Annotated in this window: 13 protein-coding genes; 5 read left to right on the plus strand and 8 right to left on the minus strand. The window is 67.7% G+C overall.

The features are described 5' to 3' along the window. Positions 1-3: 3 nt before the first annotated feature. Positions 4-423, minus strand: a complete 420-nt coding sequence (locus tag ABZV06_RS07560) for a YbaB/EbfC family nucleoid-associated protein (protein WP_355619486.1) — start codon at positions 421-423, stop codon at positions 4-6. A 126-nt stretch (positions 424-549) separates the two neighbouring features. Between ABZV06_RS07560 and ABZV06_RS07565 the strand changes: the two genes are divergently transcribed. Further along, positions 550-1,482: a GNAT family N-acetyltransferase gene (locus ABZV06_RS07565; RefSeq protein WP_355619489.1), complete on the plus strand. Its 933-nt coding sequence runs from the start codon at positions 550-552 to the stop codon at positions 1,480-1,482. 51 nt (positions 1,483-1,533) lie between these two features. Here the strand turns inward: ABZV06_RS07565 and ABZV06_RS07570 are convergent, their stop codons facing one another. Then, positions 1,534-1,890 carry a hypothetical protein gene (locus ABZV06_RS07570; protein WP_355619491.1) on the minus strand — a complete coding sequence of 119 codons (357 nt, stop codon included), beginning with the start codon at positions 1,888-1,890 and terminating at the stop codon, positions 1,534-1,536. Between the two features lie 172 nt (positions 1,891-2,062). Between ABZV06_RS07570 and ABZV06_RS07575 the strand changes: the two genes are divergently transcribed. The 4 genes from ABZV06_RS07575 to ABZV06_RS07590 all read left to right on the plus strand — a co-directional run bounded on the left by ABZV06_RS07575 (position 2,063) and on the right by ABZV06_RS07590 (position 5,976). Next, on the plus strand, positions 2,063-3,160 hold the full coding sequence (locus tag ABZV06_RS07575) for a hypothetical protein (protein WP_355246234.1): 1,098 nt from the start codon (positions 2,063-2,065) through the stop codon (positions 3,158-3,160). A 28-nt stretch (positions 3,161-3,188) separates the two neighbouring features. Beyond that, on the plus strand, positions 3,189-3,467 hold the full coding sequence (locus ABZV06_RS07580) for a hypothetical protein (protein WP_355246237.1): 279 nt from the start codon (positions 3,189-3,191) through the stop codon (positions 3,465-3,467). A 70-nt stretch (positions 3,468-3,537) separates the two neighbouring features. Next, positions 3,538-4,536, plus strand: coding sequence for a DUF6461 domain-containing protein (locus ABZV06_RS07585; RefSeq protein WP_355619494.1), 999 nt, complete (start codon positions 3,538-3,540; stop codon positions 4,534-4,536). Between the two features lie 249 nt (positions 4,537-4,785). Beyond that, a complete protein-coding gene (locus tag ABZV06_RS07590) occupies positions 4,786-5,976 on the plus strand; it encodes a serine hydrolase domain-containing protein (protein ID WP_355619497.1) in 1,191 nt (396 codons plus the stop codon). Between the two features lie 88 nt (positions 5,977-6,064). Here ABZV06_RS07590 and ABZV06_RS07595 read toward each other — a convergent pair whose 3' ends face one another. From ABZV06_RS07595 to ABZV06_RS07620, 6 genes are all read right to left on the minus strand, one after another. Then, positions 6,065-7,978, minus strand: coding sequence for an EAL domain-containing protein (locus ABZV06_RS07595; RefSeq protein ID WP_355619500.1), 1,914 nt, complete (start codon positions 7,976-7,978; stop codon positions 6,065-6,067). Continuing rightward, the gene (locus tag ABZV06_RS07600) at positions 7,965-8,537 is read right to left on the minus strand and encodes a sigma factor-like helix-turn-helix DNA-binding protein (RefSeq protein ID WP_355619503.1); all 573 of its coding nucleotides are present in this window, start codon (positions 8,535-8,537) and stop codon (positions 7,965-7,967) included. The genes ABZV06_RS07595 and ABZV06_RS07600 overlap by 14 nt, the downstream gene beginning before the upstream one ends. 26 nt (positions 8,538-8,563) lie before the next feature. Next, positions 8,564-8,857, minus strand: coding sequence for a hypothetical protein (locus ABZV06_RS07605; protein ID WP_355619505.1), 294 nt, complete (start codon positions 8,855-8,857; stop codon positions 8,564-8,566). Between the two features lie 248 nt (positions 8,858-9,105). Continuing rightward, entirely contained in the window at positions 9,106-10,677 is a 1,572-nt protein-coding gene (locus ABZV06_RS07610; RefSeq protein ID WP_355619508.1) for a serine/threonine-protein kinase, read from the minus strand. Positions 10,678-10,705: 28 nt separating this feature from the next. After that, positions 10,706-13,873 (minus strand): type I restriction endonuclease, encoded by a 3,168-nt coding sequence (locus ABZV06_RS07615; RefSeq protein WP_355619511.1) that lies wholly within the window; start codon positions 13,871-13,873, stop codon positions 10,706-10,708. Next, positions 13,870-16,020 (minus strand): AIPR family protein, encoded by a 2,151-nt coding sequence (locus ABZV06_RS07620; protein WP_355619514.1) that lies wholly within the window; start codon positions 16,018-16,020, stop codon positions 13,870-13,872. The genes ABZV06_RS07615 and ABZV06_RS07620 overlap by 4 nt, the downstream gene beginning before the upstream one ends. Between the last annotated feature and the right edge of the window lie 263 nt (positions 16,021-16,283).

Consider the following 16,283-nt stretch of genomic DNA (forward strand, 5'->3'; position numbering starts at 1 on the left):
CCGTCACCCGCCTCGGCGGCCCAGCCGGTCCTGCGCGTCGGCGAGCCCGTCGAGGAACGTGGTGAACTGCCTGGCGGCATCCCGCTGAATCTCGGTCAACTGCCGCCCGAGGTCACTCAGGTCAACCTGTTCCGTGGTGGACGTCGTCGCCTGCTGCAGGTCTGCCATGGCGTCGTTGACGGCGGTGAGGATGTGCTCGGTCAGGGTTGTGAGATCGAGCCGCCGGAGGCCCGGGTCCACCTCCAGCGCGGTCAGCCGGCCCGGCGGCGCAGCGGTGGCCCGCACCATCCCGTCCGCCGCCTCGCCGTGACCCTCAGGCTGGGGCACGTCCGCCCCGTCCGCCCCGCCGGACTGCTGTGCGGACAGCGCACGCAGCGTGTCGGTGAGCACTTTGTCGATCCCGTCCGGGTTCGTCGATGTCATCTCAACCCCCAGGATCTGCGGTCAGTCATGCACCACGAGATTTTAGGAGACAACGCCGCCGCCTGCCGTCCCCTGAGGTCGTGCGCTGACGGTGGTGACTGTCAGGAAGATCGCTAGCCTCTGCACGTGATTTCCTACCGCGCTAGCACCCCCGCAGACCTCGACCGCGTGACCGCCTGGGTCGTGACCGAGCCCGTGGGGTGGATTTCCGCCGACCGGTACGTGGCCGATCTGGCCGACGGCATGTACCGGCCGGAATGGACCTGGATCGCCGAGCACGACGGTCAGGTCGTGGGGCGGGCGCTGTGGTGGGGTCCGAAGGGCAGCCCGCATCCGGTCGCGCTCGACTGCCTCGACGTGGACCCTGCGGTGGGCGACCGTGCCGCAGTCGCGGCCGAGCTGATGAGGGCCGCGCTGGCCGGGTTCCCGGAGCCGGTGCAGTACCGGATCAGCGTGACGGGTGGCTGGCGCGACGATCCCGCCACCTCGGCGGCCGTCGAGTGGCGGAGGGCAGCCGCGCACACGGCGGGCCTCACCCGGGAGGTGGAGCGCCTGCAGTTCGAGTGGGCACCCGCCGACGGGGTGCCTCCCGTGACCGGCCGGCTGCGGTTCACCGAGGCCTCCGACGAGGAGTTCCTCGCGGTGTTCAGGAGAATCGCCGAGGGCAGCCTGGACGCCCAGACCCGTGCGAACCTGGCCGCCAAGGGCGTGGACGCGACCGCGCGCGAGGAGATGGACTTCTATCTCTGTGCACCGGGCAAGCGGGAGTGGTGGCGGATCGCCTACACGCACGAGGAGGAGGTGGCGGGCATGGCGATTCCCTCCGCGACCTCGTACAACGTGAACGTCGGCTATCTCGGGGTGGTGCCGGAGTTCCGCGGGCGTGGCTACGTGGACGAAGTGCTCGCCGAGATCACCCGCTTTCACGCGGCCAATGGGGAGTCGCGCATCACCGCCACCACCGACATGGGCAACGCGCCCATGGCGGCCGCCTTCCGTCGCGCCGGGTACCGCAACACGGAGATCCGGATGAACCTCTCCAACGACGTCCAGCCCTAGATCCAGGAAAGCTGTCCCCGACAGCGGGATGGGCGCGACCGGGAGCGGTTGTCAGAAGTACCGGATGGACCAGTCGAACATCCGCACCGGTAGGAGTACGAGGACGACTGTCGCGGCGACGGCGACGAGGACTCGCACGGCGCGAAGACCCCGCCACCAGGGGATGAGCCAGAGCAGCAACCACAGGGCCCCCGAGATCGCCACGTGCACGCCGATCAACACGAGGCTGGTCTCCTCGCACATGTTGTCGGCGACGGCCTCTGTGCACAGCGTCGGGGGGCCATTGTGGTCTCCGACGTTCCCCAGCAATCCGACGGCGCAGGCCAACACCGGTGCCGCCACGAGGGTGAACAGTGGCGTCACCAACCATCCGGCAAGGTCACGGCGCCGGTCCGTCAGCCATCCCACTCGCGGAACGGTACCGGCGGACATCGACACTTTCCAAGCTGGACAGACCTCCGCGATGGCACGCGCCGGCCGGGCCACGCCAGGCCGCTCGCGCCGATAAACTCCGCCGAGTTTCCTCGTCGAACCGCACCGACACGGGTACGCCACCTGTGCACGGGACTGGAGCTGTCGAATGGGCCTGCAACTGCCACCTGAGTTGGCCGAAGCTCTCAACTGGGTGGGCTTCACCTGGCCTGAGGCCGACGAGGAGCTGCTGTTTGAGGCAGCCCAGGCGTGGACGGCCTTCGCCGGAACGCTGCGCTCGGCGGGCACCGCGGCGAACGCCGACGCCGCGATGGTCGGCGTCGCCAACCGAGGCCGGGACGTCACCGCCTTCGACACCATGTGGCGAGGCGAGGAGGGGCCGACCCGGCGCATCGAGGACGGTGCCGAAGCCGCCGAGTTGATCGCCGCCGCGCTGCTGGTGATGGCCGTGATCACGCTGACCCAGAAGATCCTCACGATCGTCCAGTTGATCATCGTGGTGATCCAGGTGGCGATGGCCCTGGCGGCGGCCGCGCCCACGCTGGGTGCGTCGCTGGCGCAGATCCCGCTCACGATCGGCGCGGCCCGGATCGCGATCCGCCGGATCATCAAGGAAGTCATCGACCGGGTCGTCAACGAGATCATTCCGCGGCTGCTCCGTCGTGCGAAGACGCTGCTTCGTCGGTTCACCCGCAAGGGGGGCCGTGGGCCGGGTCGACCGCCCACGGTGCCGGGGCCCCTGCGGGAGGCCCGTTACCAGGGCAAGCCGATGCTGGACAAGTACCGGTACGAGACGATGGGCGACCACCCCGGTAACCCGTTCCGGCCCAGTTCCGTACACCGCCTCGACGATGCGGCGCGGGAACAGCACCGGGTCTACGTCGACTCGGACGGCATCATGCGCAGCGCTCGGGACGGGCAGCCGTTCGACACCCGCAACGCGAGCACGCACTGGAGTCAGGACGGGGGACGGGCCATCTTCGTGATGGACGAACGCGGCAACATCTACGCGTCGACCTACCAGGAGGTCGGCAAGTTCCACCACTCCACGCTGGGCAACGGCAATCCCGTCGCCGCGGCCGGTGAGATCGCGGTGGTCGACGGTAGGGTGCAGTACGTGACCTCGGCGAGTGGGCACTACCAGCCGACGCCGCAACACATGCGACAGGTCACCGACGAACTGGGGCGCAACGGCGTCAACAACGTCCCGCTCTTCGGCTTCGACGGCCGTACCCGGCTGAACTGACTGCCGGAATCGGAAAGGGTTTCTGCGAGTGGCCACTGATGACTGGAAGGGCATCATCAACCAGATCCTGTACGGGTTGATGTTCACCCCCCAACTGGACGACGACACGGCCGACCAGATGGCCGTGGCGATGGGCGAGCGCCGCTACTTCGGTGCCGGTCCCGACGCCTACGCCGACGCGATCGTCCAGGCCGGGCGGTACGACGGTCCGCTGACCGACGAGATCGATACACCGCACGGAGAGGCGGCGTTCCGCGACTTCCTCGGTCGGCTCGGCAGCCGGTTGGAAGCGCTGCGAGCCTCGTAGGAGATCACCCGAGATCGCCGGGTCGACGCAGCGGCACCACCGGCGGCGACGATCGTCGTACCGTGTGCCGATGGTCTCGGACGCGGTGCGTTACTACGACGACTTCCTCAGCGAGCGGGACTGGCTCGCCGAGGGGCTGAACTGGGCCGTGGTGCAGCCGGCGCGTGTCGAGGCCACTGTCGACGGGGTCATCCAGCGGTTGCGGGCCAGGCGTGTCGAGCCCGGTGACGACCAGTCGGGCGAACGTGCCGACCTGGCGCAGATCGGCTCCGACGTGCTGGTGTTCCAGGACAACGGCTGCGCGTTGAGCCGGCCCGAGGTGCTGCGTTGGCTCAGCGACGGTACCCGGGTGCACACGGTCGAGTGGACCATCAACGGCAACGGCGGCCTGACGTACGCGGTGTACGGCAGGGTGCTCGCCTGGATGGACCTGAACGACCCGGAGCGGCGGCACGGCGATGACCCGTCCGCCTTCGCCGACGACCTGGACGACGTACGCGCCGCGCAGGGCACCGGCTATGTACGGTCCGCGGCGATGGCGTTCGTCGAGTGGCGGACCGGGGTGCGGCTGCCTGCCGAGTGGATGAGCGACGAGGGGGCCGATCCGCAGGCCGGGCCGTGGGTGACGGTGCGGCTGGGCGCGATCCCGTCCGACCCGAGGCCGCCGTCGAACTTCGGTCACTACGAGCCCGACCTGGACGCGCGGCTGCGGGCCGCGTCGGATTCGGTACGGCGGGCAGCGTTGACGCTCGCCGTCCGGGCGGTGACGGCACGATTCCGGTTCAGCGACGACGACCTGGCGAGGCAGGCGGTCGAGGCCGTCGAGCGAGGGCTGACCGTGGACGAGGAGACCCGGTGGAGGATCGTCCGTCTCACGGCGCAGCACGGGGACGTACGCGTCGGTGCCGACGCCGTCCACGCCCTGCACACGGCGTTGGGCGAGGGGATGGCCGCCGTCGACGCGGTGGGCGCCGCTCGGCATGCGCTCGCTGACGGATGGCCGGCGGTGCGCCAGGACCTGTACCGCCTGATACGCCACGGCGTCGAATCCGGGTCGGGCCGTTCGTAGGACAGGCGGAGGCGGCCGGTGGAGGCCGCCTCGCGAAGGGATCTTCGAGATGGCGCGGTGCCTGATCTCGTTCGACGACGGCGCGATGGACCACATCCCCGCCGACAACCGCCCCGGCAGAGGTGACCAACGGTGACTCCAGAGGTAGCGCAGGCTGTACCCGGAGGAGGGCAGCAGGGGGGATCGTCCCTTTATCGGATTCCTTGAACCATTGATGGCGTCAGGCGTTTCCGAAACAGAGGAGCAGCCATGCCCCCGCAAGCTCGTACCCTCACCCGCCGCCACGCCCTCCGGGCGGTCGCCGCGACGGCGGCCGCCGTCACCGTCCTGGCCGGCCCGGCAGCGTTCGCCGCCGCCGACTCCGGTCGACCAACCACTCCACGGGACGCCGTCCAGCGACAACTGGACGGCCTGGTTGGCGAAAGTGGCTTCCCCGGCGTACTCGCCTCGGTGCGGGGGCCCGACGGTCGGGTCCGCGACTACACCGCCGGGGTGAGCGACATCGAGGCGCACCGCCCGGTGCCCCGCGACGGCCAGGTCCGTATCGGCAGCAACACCAAGACCTTCACCGCGGTGGTCGTCCTGCAGCTGGTGGGGGAGGGCCGTATCGACCTGGACGCCACGGTCGAGCACTACCTGCCCGGGGTCGTGCGAGGGCACGGCAACGACGGCGGCAAGATCACCGTACGGCAGCTGTTGCAGCAGACGAGCGGCCTGGCGGACTACGACGACGTGCTGTTCACCAAGGCGCAGGACCTCGTCGACAAGAGCCACTCGTACTACGAGCCGCGGCGGCTTGTCGACGCGGCGCTGACGAACGCGCCGCACTTCACGGCCGGCCCGAATTGGGAGTACAGCAACACCAACTACGTCCTCGCCGGACTCATCGTCGAGCAGGTCACCGAACGTCCCGTCGGCGAGGAGATCACCAACCGCATCATCAGGCCGCTCGGCCTGCGCGACACCTACTGGCCCGGCGTGGGGGAGCAGCGCCTGCGGGGTACGCACCCGCACGGTTACGTCGGACTGGCCCCCGGCGCCCCGTGGGTGGACGTCACCGACATGGACCCGTCACTGGGCTGGTCCGCCGGCCAACTGGTCTCCACCCCGGACGAGCTGCGGACCTTCTTCGAGGCGCTGGTCGGTGGTCGGCTGCTCGAGCCCGCGCAGCAGGAGGCCATGATGACGACGGTGCCCGCACCGGGCTTCGAGCCGACCGGCGAGTACGCCTACGGCCTGGGCATCGCCAGCCACGAGCTGCCCTGCGGTGGCGAGGCCTGGGGCCACGGCGGCGACATCCAGGGCTTCGAAACCCGCAACCTCGTGACCCGCGACGGCCGTGGGGCCGTGGTCGCCGTGACCGGCCTGCCGACCAGTGAGCAGATGCTCGCCGAGGTCAACGAGAGCGTCGAGACGGCGCTGTGCGCCAGCAACCACTGAGGCGTCATGAGCTCGTTCGGCCGCCCCGGTGGACCGGTACCCACCGGTCCGCGCGGGGCGGCGTCGCACTTCGAGCGCCCACCCAGCCTCAGCCCATGGCGGTGTGCCGCGGAGGAAGCCGGAGCTCGAACTCGATCGTCCGCACCTGTTGCTCTGCGTTCACGGCTATCGGCTTCGGCCTCCCGGTCTGGTAACCCTGCGCGAAGTCCACTCCACAGCTCTTCAAGAGAGCCAGCGTCGCCTCGTCCTGGACATATTCGGCGGCGACACGGATGCCGAGCGTGTGACAGAGGTTCACCACCGTCGACACCACGGCCTGGTCCGCCGGCGACCTACAGAGATCGACAATGAACACACCATCGATCTTGACGAGGTCGACCGGCAGGAATCTCAAGTGGACGAGGGCACCGTAGCCGGTACCAAAGTCGTCCAGTGCGAGCTGGCAGCCGATCTGCCTGATACCCGTGGCAAAAGCCAGGGCGCCATTCCGATTCTCGATGAGGGCGGTCTCGGTGATCTCGAAGGTCAGGCATTCGGGGTTGACCTTGTGCCGGCGTATCGCTTCGGTCACGTACGTGAGCAGACCAGGGTCGGCGAGGGACTTGCCGGAGATGTTGACCTGGTAATGGGAGGTCTGGGCTCCCCGCCCGATCAGTTCGAGGGCATGGTCGATGACCCACCTGTCCACCGTGAGGATCTCGCCGACGCGCTCGGCCATTTCGAGGAACGCCCACGGTGACATGGGCTCGCCGCTGTCGCTGCGAACTCGCAGCAGGATCTCGTGGCGAGTGACCTCGTTGAGACCGAGGTCGACGATGGGCTGGGCGTAGAGCGCGAACCGGTTGGCTGACACCGCCTGCCGTACGCTGGCCCGGCAGCGGTCCACCCGATCCGCGTCCGTCGCAGGCCGGTCGAGGATCGAGACCGCCAGGCCGTTACGTCGCGCGTCGCGGGCGGCGTGCTCGCCGTCGAGGAGCAGGTCGAATCCCGTGGCCGTGGCGTCACTGGAGAAGTGGACCAGCCCTGCCGACGTGCTCAGACGCACCGTCCGGTGCTGAACGCTGAACAGGTGCCGGCGGAAGGTGTCGACGATCCTGACAGCCAGGACTCCTGGATCAGAGATGTATTCCTCGGCCGGTGCCAGGAGCACCGCCCAGAGACCGGGGCCGACCAGCCCGCAGACCACTTCGTCGCCAACCATTGTCCGCAGGAGCCGTGCCACTTCTCCAGTCAGCTGGTCGTGACTCTCGTCGGTGATCGCATCGGCCAGCCGGGTGGTGGGCTCGGTCGCCACGACGACAAGCGCGCCGCCGCTGGTACGACGTGCCTGGTCGATCTCGTCGATCAGGTAGCTGCGCGGCGGCAGGCCGGTCCCGCTGTCGAGTGCCGCAAGGTCGGCACAGAGCATCCTGCTTCTGGTCGACAAGCGACGGCGCTCCTGTCGGGCAAGTTCGAACGCCGTGGCGTCCTCTCCGGTGGCGATGATCCCGGTTGGTTTGCCGGCGGTGGTGAGAACTTCGATATGGCAGTGCAGGTGACGAACACTGCCCCCGGGCTGAATCACCCGGAACCTGACCTCTTCCGGGCTACGCCGCTCCCACACCCTTTGAACGACGTCGCGAACGAAGTCCACGTCTGCGGGGTGGACGAGGTCGGCGAGTGTCCGTGGCGTGAGACGCAGCGTTCCCGGCGGGTGACCCCAGATCAGGGCCATTTCGTCGGACCAGGAGAGCTGCGCGAGCGCCTCGCTCTTCCCGGTGCCGCAGTACCAGGTGATCGTGCCGAGCTTCGCCAACTGCGCGGCCCGCGCGATTCTGGTTGCCTCGTTGACCTCTGCAGTCAAGGGATCGACGACGTCGGTGTCGGAGATGATCTCGTAGCCCTCGACGACGGAGAGGTCGTACTGGCTCTGGACCGCCCGCGCGACGCGCCGGGCGCGGGCGAGTTCCAGCGGGCTCGGCACCCTCATCTCGGCAAGCCTCAGGACGTCATCGAGGTCCACGGCTGCCTCCCAGGCGCCTGCGGCCGTCGTAACCAGCTTCGTGGGCCAGCTCACGGAGTCGCCGTTTCGCGGCGAGCTTGTACGCGCGGATGCTGCTCTCGGCCAACCCGAGGACGCGGGCGATCTCGTGATTGGAGAAGCCCGCGCGATCCATCTGGAACACCTCGGCGTGTCGCGACGGAAGCTGGTGCAGCCAGGTCCGCAGCAACTCCTCCGCTTCCCAGGAGTCGGCGGCGCCGCCAGCGGGCGCTGGCGGGAGGTCCTCTGGCGCTACCGTCGCCTCGCGCTGACGCCGCTGCTGCTCCTTACGGATCTTGTTCCGGGCCGTGATGATCAGCCAGCCGATCGGCTTCGCGTAGCTGCGGATCTTCGGCCACTGGACGCGTCCGTGCAGGTACGCGTCGTTGAGGGCGTCCTGGACGACCTCGCGGTCCCAGCATCGCGCCAGGAGGATCTGTTCGACCCGGTGATAGCTGTCTTCCACGAACGCGGCGAACTCCCGGTCGTGCTCGGCCTTGCGGCACGCGGCCTCCGCTTCGGCGTCCGGTGGTTCAGGCATCCGGGCGGCGGTATCCGCCACCCCGCTCACGCGGCCTCCCGGTCGCTCGGACGTCGCACCTCGGCGCGGCCGTCCAGGTCCACCTCGCGCTGCCCGTCACGATCGCGTTCCACGATCCGCACGACGCGTCCGCCGGACTGGGCGATGCCGGCCAGGCCGGCCATGCGGGCGACAGTACGTCTCGACGCCTCACGTTCCTCGTGCAGGCGTGTTCGGTACGCGAGGTAGGCGCGTACCAACCCCGCCACCGGCCCGGCGATGGCCAGCGTCAGGGCCAACATTCCGTAACCGGAGAGCGGTGCCACCAACGTCTCGTTCATCATGCTCCCTTGTCACCTCGATCCCGCCAATCACTATCCGTGGCGACAAGCGAATGTAGATGCCTCACTGCCTGTAATCTTCGCGGTGATCAATGATCACGGGTTTAAGGTGGGAGTACGTCACAAAGTCATCAGCCGAGGACTTTCCGCAAGGCGTGCGTTCACAGGGCGGCGCTGCTGCCACAGTTCTCGCGAACTAACTCTTAGTAACTAACTGGCCACCTCCCCTGTTTCAGGTCGGGTAACGCTCAGTTCGAGAACCGGAGTCGGGCGAGTACGTCGCCGATCTCCCTGGTGTCCTGGTGGTCCGGTCCGTAGATCAGCATGAGGTCCTCGTGCAGCGGTAGCAGCTCGGCCACGGCCTGGTCGCCCTTGCCTTCGGCCAGCAGAAGCATGCCGATGTTGCGGCGCAACTCCAACGCGTCGGAGGACACGTCGCCCTCGGCGGCACGTACGTGGATGAGAGCCTGCCGGAACTGTCGCAGTGCGACCGTGCCCTGGCCAAGCTCCGCTCGGCAGTGGGCCGCCTGCCGTAGGCAGGCCAGCGCGTCGCCGCTCGTCGGTCCCTGGGTGCGCGCGAACGCCGCGTACAGGGCATCGAACTCGGGCAGTGCCTGGCGGAAGTTCTCACCGATGATCAGGATGGCTGCGCGCCGCATGCGCAGTGCGAGGACACGACGGCTCTCGACCCCGAGTGCGGCGGCTGCGGATGCGACGATCTGTTGCAATGCCTCAGCAGCCTGGGCGTATCGCTCTTCGGCGAGCAGGCCGTCGGAGTCCGACAGCGCCTGGTTGATTTCTGCCCGCAGGTCGGCCGACGGGTCGTCGGTCGATGGCTGCGACGGGATCATGCGTTCACGCTGATCCGGTGCGGACGGGACTTCCGAGCGTGGCCGCGGGGCGTTGGGCCGGCGATACAGCAGTGTGGGGTCCGGCATGCCGGCCAGGAAGAGGCCGGCCCTCGACGGCCGTGCCCCCGGGGCGGGGAGAAACGGCAGTAACCTGTCGTACACGTCGTATGCGTCGGCGGGCCGATGTTCCGGCACCTTGGCGGTGAGGCTGAGAACCAGCTCTTCGAGTTCTTCCGGTACGTCCGGCCGCAGCCGGCGCAGCGGCAACGGTGCGTCGTTGATGTGCCGTGACATCAACTCGTACTCGCTGCCTGCCTCGAAGAGGGTCTTCCCCACAAGCAGCTCGTGCAGTACGCAACCGAGGGCGTACAGGTCGCTCCGCGGGCTGATCTGCGCGCCCTGGAGCTGCTCGGGCGGCATGTAGTGGTGCGTGCCCACGACGCTGCCGGTGACGGTGAGGCGGGTGACGTCGGTGCGCAGGAGCGCGGCGATGCCGAAGTCGAGCACCTTTACCGCTCCGCTGTCAGCCACCAGGACATTGTCGGGTTTCAGGTCCCGGTGTACGACGGGGATCGCGTGGGCGTGCGAGAGGACCGAGCAGATCTGCGCCGAGACGGCGGCGGCCCACTCGATGGGTAGCAACCGGTCGGGATCGATGTAGGCGCGCAACGTCGTGCCGCGCACGTATTCCATGACGAGGTAGACGCGGTCGTAGGTGCTGTCGAGCACCGCGTCGTACACCTGGGGAACGCCGTGGTGTTGGATGCGGGCGGTGACGCGGGCCTCTCGGCGGAAGCGCTTGGCGAACTCCTCGGCCTGCCCGGCAGAGGAGATGACGTCGGTGCGGATCAGTTTGACGGCTACCTCACGGTCGAGTACCGCGTCGTAGCCGCGCCATACCTGGCCCATTCCGCCGGTCTTGATCTCGTCGACCAGCTCGTACCGGCCGGCGATCGGCTCTGCCCGCACAGATCACCCCTCGTCGCTTGTCTGGTCGTCAGGCGGCGTCGTCCACCACGCCTTCCTGCTGACGAATCATCTGCCAGGCGGCGCTACGGGCGCTGCGGTTGAGTGAGCTACGAAAATTCTGCTGCGGATCGAAGTACTTGCGCCCGAGATCGGCGGTGGTGTCGAAGTGGTCCATCATCTTGTCCTCGAAGACCGGGTCGAAGACGTGGCCGAAGTTCTCCTCGTCGTTGGCGACAGCCGCGAGGCGCACCTTGGGGTCGGCGAGCGCCTCGTGGAAGGGCTTGATGACGTCCTGCTCGGTGAACTCCGTGCCGTGCTTGGCGTTGAACTTGTCGATGAGCTCGGACAGCAGTGACTTGTCCGGCTCCTTCGCTCCGCCGGACCCGTTACCGAAACCCTTCATGTCGGCCGGTCCCTCCGGGACGAGGCTGACGTCGTGCTCGCCAGTCTTCTCGACCCGCAGGTGGCTGAGGTCAATCTCGCCGATGTCCACGCCGCCGTCGTCCCGGCGGGGCAGCCGGTTGAGAAGGTGCCGCCCGTAGAGGTAGAGGCGTTCCAACTCGTCGTCGGCGTACGGGACGATCCCGGAGAGGAAGCTGTACTTGCGGACGTAGTCGGTCAGGTCGGCCCGGAAGTTCTCGGCCGTGTCCTGGTCCTCGTCCTCGTCGCTGTCCAGCATTGCGGTGAAGCGGGTAACCGCCGGGTCGAGGTGTCGGTACAGCTCGGCGTGCAGCTTTTCCCACTTCGCCGTGCTGCCGGCGGCCTGCTCGTCGGCGGCCAGCCAGGCTGCCGCGAAGGCGAGCATCTCGTCGTCCACGAGGAGTGCCGCGGACATCACCCGGCTCTGGGCGGTGTAGAGCAGGTTGGGGTCCGAGGGCAGCGTGGCGGCTTCCTCGAAGTACGGGCGGAAGGCTTCCTTGATGTCGTCCGCGTCGTTGACGAAGTCCAGCACGGCCAGGTCGGACTGGCTCTTGCGGTCGGCCGTCCGGTTGAGCCGGGACAGGGTCTGCACGGCGGCGATGCCGGCCAACGTCTTGTTGACGTACATCGTGGTGAGCAGTGGTTGGTCGAAGCCGGTCTGGTACTTCTCGGCCACGACCAGGATCCGGTACTCCGGCTGGTGGGACCCGCCGGACCTGTCGTCGGCCCGCGCGTAGGCGAATGCCTTCGGCAGCGCGCTCTCCGGCAGGCCGCCGTTCTCCTTCGCCTCGGTGATCTCTCCCCCGTCGTAGCTGAGGGTGCCGGAGAACGCCACCAGGATGCCCGGGTCGGGGTAGCCGCGATCACCGAGGTACTTCTTGATGGAACGGGCCATCTGTACGGCCTGCTGTCTGCCCGCGGTGACCACCATCGCCTTCGCCCGGCCGCCGAGCCGTCCCGCCGTGTGGGCCCGGAAATGCTCGATGATGATCTGCGCGTGTTGGGCGACGGTGGAGTCGTGGGTGAGTGCGTACCGGGCGAGCAGGGGATTGGCCCTGGTCCGATCGACCTCTCGCTCGTCCGGGTTGCCGTTGACGAGCTTCCAGTAGGTGTCGTAGGTGACGTAGTTGCGCAGCGGGTCGAGGATGAACTCCTCCTCGATGGCCTGCCGCATCGAGTAGGTGTGGAACGGGTGGAATTTGCCGTCGTCGCCGAGCGTGCCGAAATCCTCGAGGGTCTTGTGCTTCGGCGTGGCGGTGAAGGCGAAGTAGGAGAGGTTCGAGGCCCGCTGCCGCTTACGCGCGTTGGCCTTCAGCTTGGCCTCGGTGCCGGTCGGCGCCGGCGCGCTGGTCGCGCCAACATCCTCGGAGTCGGCGTCCAGTCCCAGGTCACGCAGGACTTCCCGGACCGAGCCGGCGGCCTCGCCGGACTGTGACGAGTGTGCCTCGTCGATCACGATCGCGAAGCGACGACCCTGAATCTCGGTCGGGTTCTGCTTGAGATAGTCCCGCAGCGCCGGGAAGGTGTGCAGCGTGACGGTGACGATCTTGCCGGTTTCGCGGGAGAGCACTCTGGCGAGCTGCTCGGACTTCGCACCCTGGCTCTCGTCAATCTTCACCACGAGGCCGGCGGTCTGCTCGAAACTGCCGACCGTCGCGCGGAGTTGGGCGTCCAGATTTCGCCGGTCGGTGATGATGATGACCTTGTCGAAGACGGGGGAGCCCGGCCCCAAGCCGGCCGCCACGGCTTCCGGGGTCAACTCGGCGATGTCGGTGTGCGTGTGCAGCGATGACAGGCGGTGGCTGAGCCACGCGATGGTGTTCGACTTACCCGAGCCTGCCGACGCCATGATCAGGTAGTTCTGGCCGGCGCCGTGCCGCGCCGCGTGCGCCGTCAACTGCTTGACCACGTGCCACTGGTGGTAGCGGGGGAAGATCAATGACCGTCGGGTACGCCCGTCGGTACCCTTTTCCTTGTGCAGGTGGACGAAGCGCTCCAGCAGGTCCAGCCAGTTGTCCCGCTGCCAGATCTCCTCCCAGAGGTAGGAGGTGGCGTACTTGCCGTATCCGGTGGCCGGCGGGTTGCCCTTGCCGCCGGGCCGGCCTGGGCCTGCCGAGCCGGTGTTGAACGGCAGAAAGCGAGTCGACTTGCCCCGCAACTGGGTGCTTACGAAGACCAGGTCCGGATCGACGGCGAAATTGGCGATCACCCGCCGCGAGAAGATCAGCTCGGTCGGGTCGCGTCCGGTGCGATACTGCTCTTTGGCGTGCTCGACGCCCGAGCCCGTCAGCGGGTTCTTGAGTTCGGCGGTGGCCACCGGGATGCCGTTGAGGAACAGGGTCAGGTCCAGCCGGTTGCCCCGGTCGGCCTGCTTGGTGGCATACGCCACCTCCCGCACGACGGTGAGCCGGTTGCGACGGTAGTCGGCCAGGATCTCGTCCGATTCAACGAGCGACGGCTTGAAGTACGCCACGCGGATGCGTACCCCGTGATCTTTCACGCCCTTGCGAAGCACGTCGAGCAACCCGTCGGCGGCGATTGCCTGGTCGAGCCGCTTGACGAAGCCGCGTTGCGCGGCGTCGGGGTCACCGCCGTAGAAGGTGACCAGGTCTCCCCACTCGGCGGCCTGGGTGGCCCCGATGAAAGCGAAGAGTTGGCCGGTGTCCAGGCCGACGTCCGGGCGATAGTCCGCCGGGTTTCCGACCTCCCACCCACCGGCGACGAGCGCCGCGACGATCGCGTCGCCGAACCGGGACTCGTGGTGTACGGGGCTCATGGGCTCTCCTCAGACGCCTGCGCCTCCAAGGCCAACGCCCACAGTGACTTCCCGCCCGCGAGGTGCCAACGAGACGGTCCCTGGGCGGCGACGGGAGCTTTGCTCCATCCGGCCAGCCGCCACATCTGCTGCACCAGCCCGGACGGGGAGTAGCGCTTCCCGTCCGCCGCCCACAGCAGCGGTCGTCCCCGCTGGTTGACCCACGTGGCGATCCCCCGGCTCGGGTCCGCCGCGAGCCATTCGGCCATTGCCTGCTGCTCCGGCCTGCTGGCTGACCGGTAGGTCAGAGCCGTGCCGTCAGCCAGCACACCGGCGTCGATCAGGGTAGGAACGGCATTGGGCCTGCGGCGTTGCGTTGGGATCTTCGATGCGGGTCGATACTCCGGACGCAGTGCGGGAACCGGTGCGCCGCGCTTGAGGTCCGCCAAGACCAGGCTCGCCAGGGTGCGACAGCGGTCGGGGTCGGCGAGCGTGCTGGACACGATCGACATCTCGCCGAACACGGCGTCGATGTGATGGACGAGCCAGTTGGTGGCGCGCTCAACGACGTTCGGCACCTCGGCCAGGACCACGTCCCAGTCGGTGTCGGGGTCGTCGATGCCGTCGAGGTCCAAAGATTGGAACACGATGTGCGCGATGAGGCGGTCCCCCCGATCCACGATTGCTTCGGCCCGCGCCTGGCGGATGTTGGCGGTGCGATGCAGCGTGGCGTCTATCTCGCGAAGCACGAGCACGCTGCGCCAGACCTGGTGGGCGGAGGGCCGGTCCAGCGCGTTGAACAACAGGTAGTACGCACCCTGGGTGCCCTGTTCCCAGAGCAGATCCACGCCCCGCTTGGCCCGCACGGCGAGGTCGGAGTTCCGGTGCGCGCAGGCCAGAGCGATGGCGGCGGCCTCGACCGAGCAGCCACTCTCTGGCGATGGCTCCGACTCGCCGCGCTTGAGCGCATAAATCTTTTGTAGCGCGAGGAGAAAGTCCTCTCTGATGGCTCGCTGCACGGGATCGAGAGCGACGAAGTCGCGCCGCTCAACCCGGTTCTGGGTGTTGGTCGCCGTGGTCACGGCGTCGGCGAAGCCCGGCGGACATTTCGTGAGGGAGATGACTCGGACGGTCACATACCCCTCGCCGACCGCAGCGTCCTTCCGCGACGCTCGGTGAATGGCGTGCACGGTCTGTGCGCCATTCACCACGCTGGCACCGTCCAGGTTGAGCGTGACGGGTGATCGGGCGGCCCGACTGAAGTACTCGGCGTGGAAAGTGTCGCAGAGCACGGTGATTCCGTTGTTGAAGAACCAGAAGTCATGCGGATCGCCGGTGAGAGTGTCGATCAGACCCTGGTTGACCTGGGTGATGCCGAGCGGCTTGCGGATGTTGCGGTCGAAGAGGCGGTCTTCGTGATCCTCGTACCAGGTGGCGATGTCCGCCACGGAGACGAAGCCCTGGAATGCCTCGTACGGTTCGCTGATCTTGATGTAGTCCTGCATCCTGACGGCCAGCGGGATCGGCGGTTCGGCGAAATCCTTGCGCACCACCTCCCAGACGTCACGGGCAAGATAGACGCGTTGGTCGAGGATGTTGCCGAACTGGTTGAACTCGTCCTGGGCATCGACAAGTCGCTGCACGACATCGTGGGCGAGCGGGTTGGTCCGCATCACGGCGGTCACCAGGGTGATCTTCGAGCCCTTGTTGCTGAGCACAGCGGCGACCTGGTCCGCGAGGTTCTGGAAGCGGAGATTCAATCGATCGAATCCGCGAGCATCGATATGGCGGAGGCCCTCGATGAACTTGAGGGCGTCCGAGAGCTCGAACCGGGCCCTGCCCTTGTCGCTCCACTTCGACTGGATAAGCCACAGGTGTGACGCGTTCTCGTCGGTGGCAACCGCGTCGATGCCGATGTCATCCCGGCCGTCGATGACCGAATCGGCTGCGGTGGCAGAATCGCAGCCGGTCAGATCGCGTACGGTCAGCGCGGCCAGCGCTCGCGACAAAAGGGGCTGCTCGCGCTCCTGGGCTGGTTTGTTGGCCAGGTCCGACACGTCGATCAGGCTGCCGAATTCGCGTAGTAGCGCATCCCGCACGTGTCGGACCTGCGTCTCCGGAGGCGTATGGTAGGGCAACGCGCCAGGCGCCGCAGGCTTGCCGTTCACACTTGGTTCCCGCACTGCCGACCATGACTACCGACGCCGCACTATGCCGGGATGGGGGTGGTCCGTGGTGCAGTCGTTCCAGCGCCCAGGCCACAAGATCCGTCTACCCGATTGATCTTGATGCGTACGCCCGCCCATCGTAACGGCTTCCCACGTCCCCGGATACCGTCCGGAGTGGTCGCGCGAAGATTCCCAGGTCATCGAGAGGGACCCGCAAGCCGACGTCGGCTTGTAGGATGCTGTCCATCGGACGCCACTCGACG

Source organism: Micromonospora sp. NPDC005172 (assembly GCF_040608555.1).
Lineage (GTDB): Bacteria > Actinomycetota > Actinomycetes > Mycobacteriales > Micromonosporaceae > Micromonospora.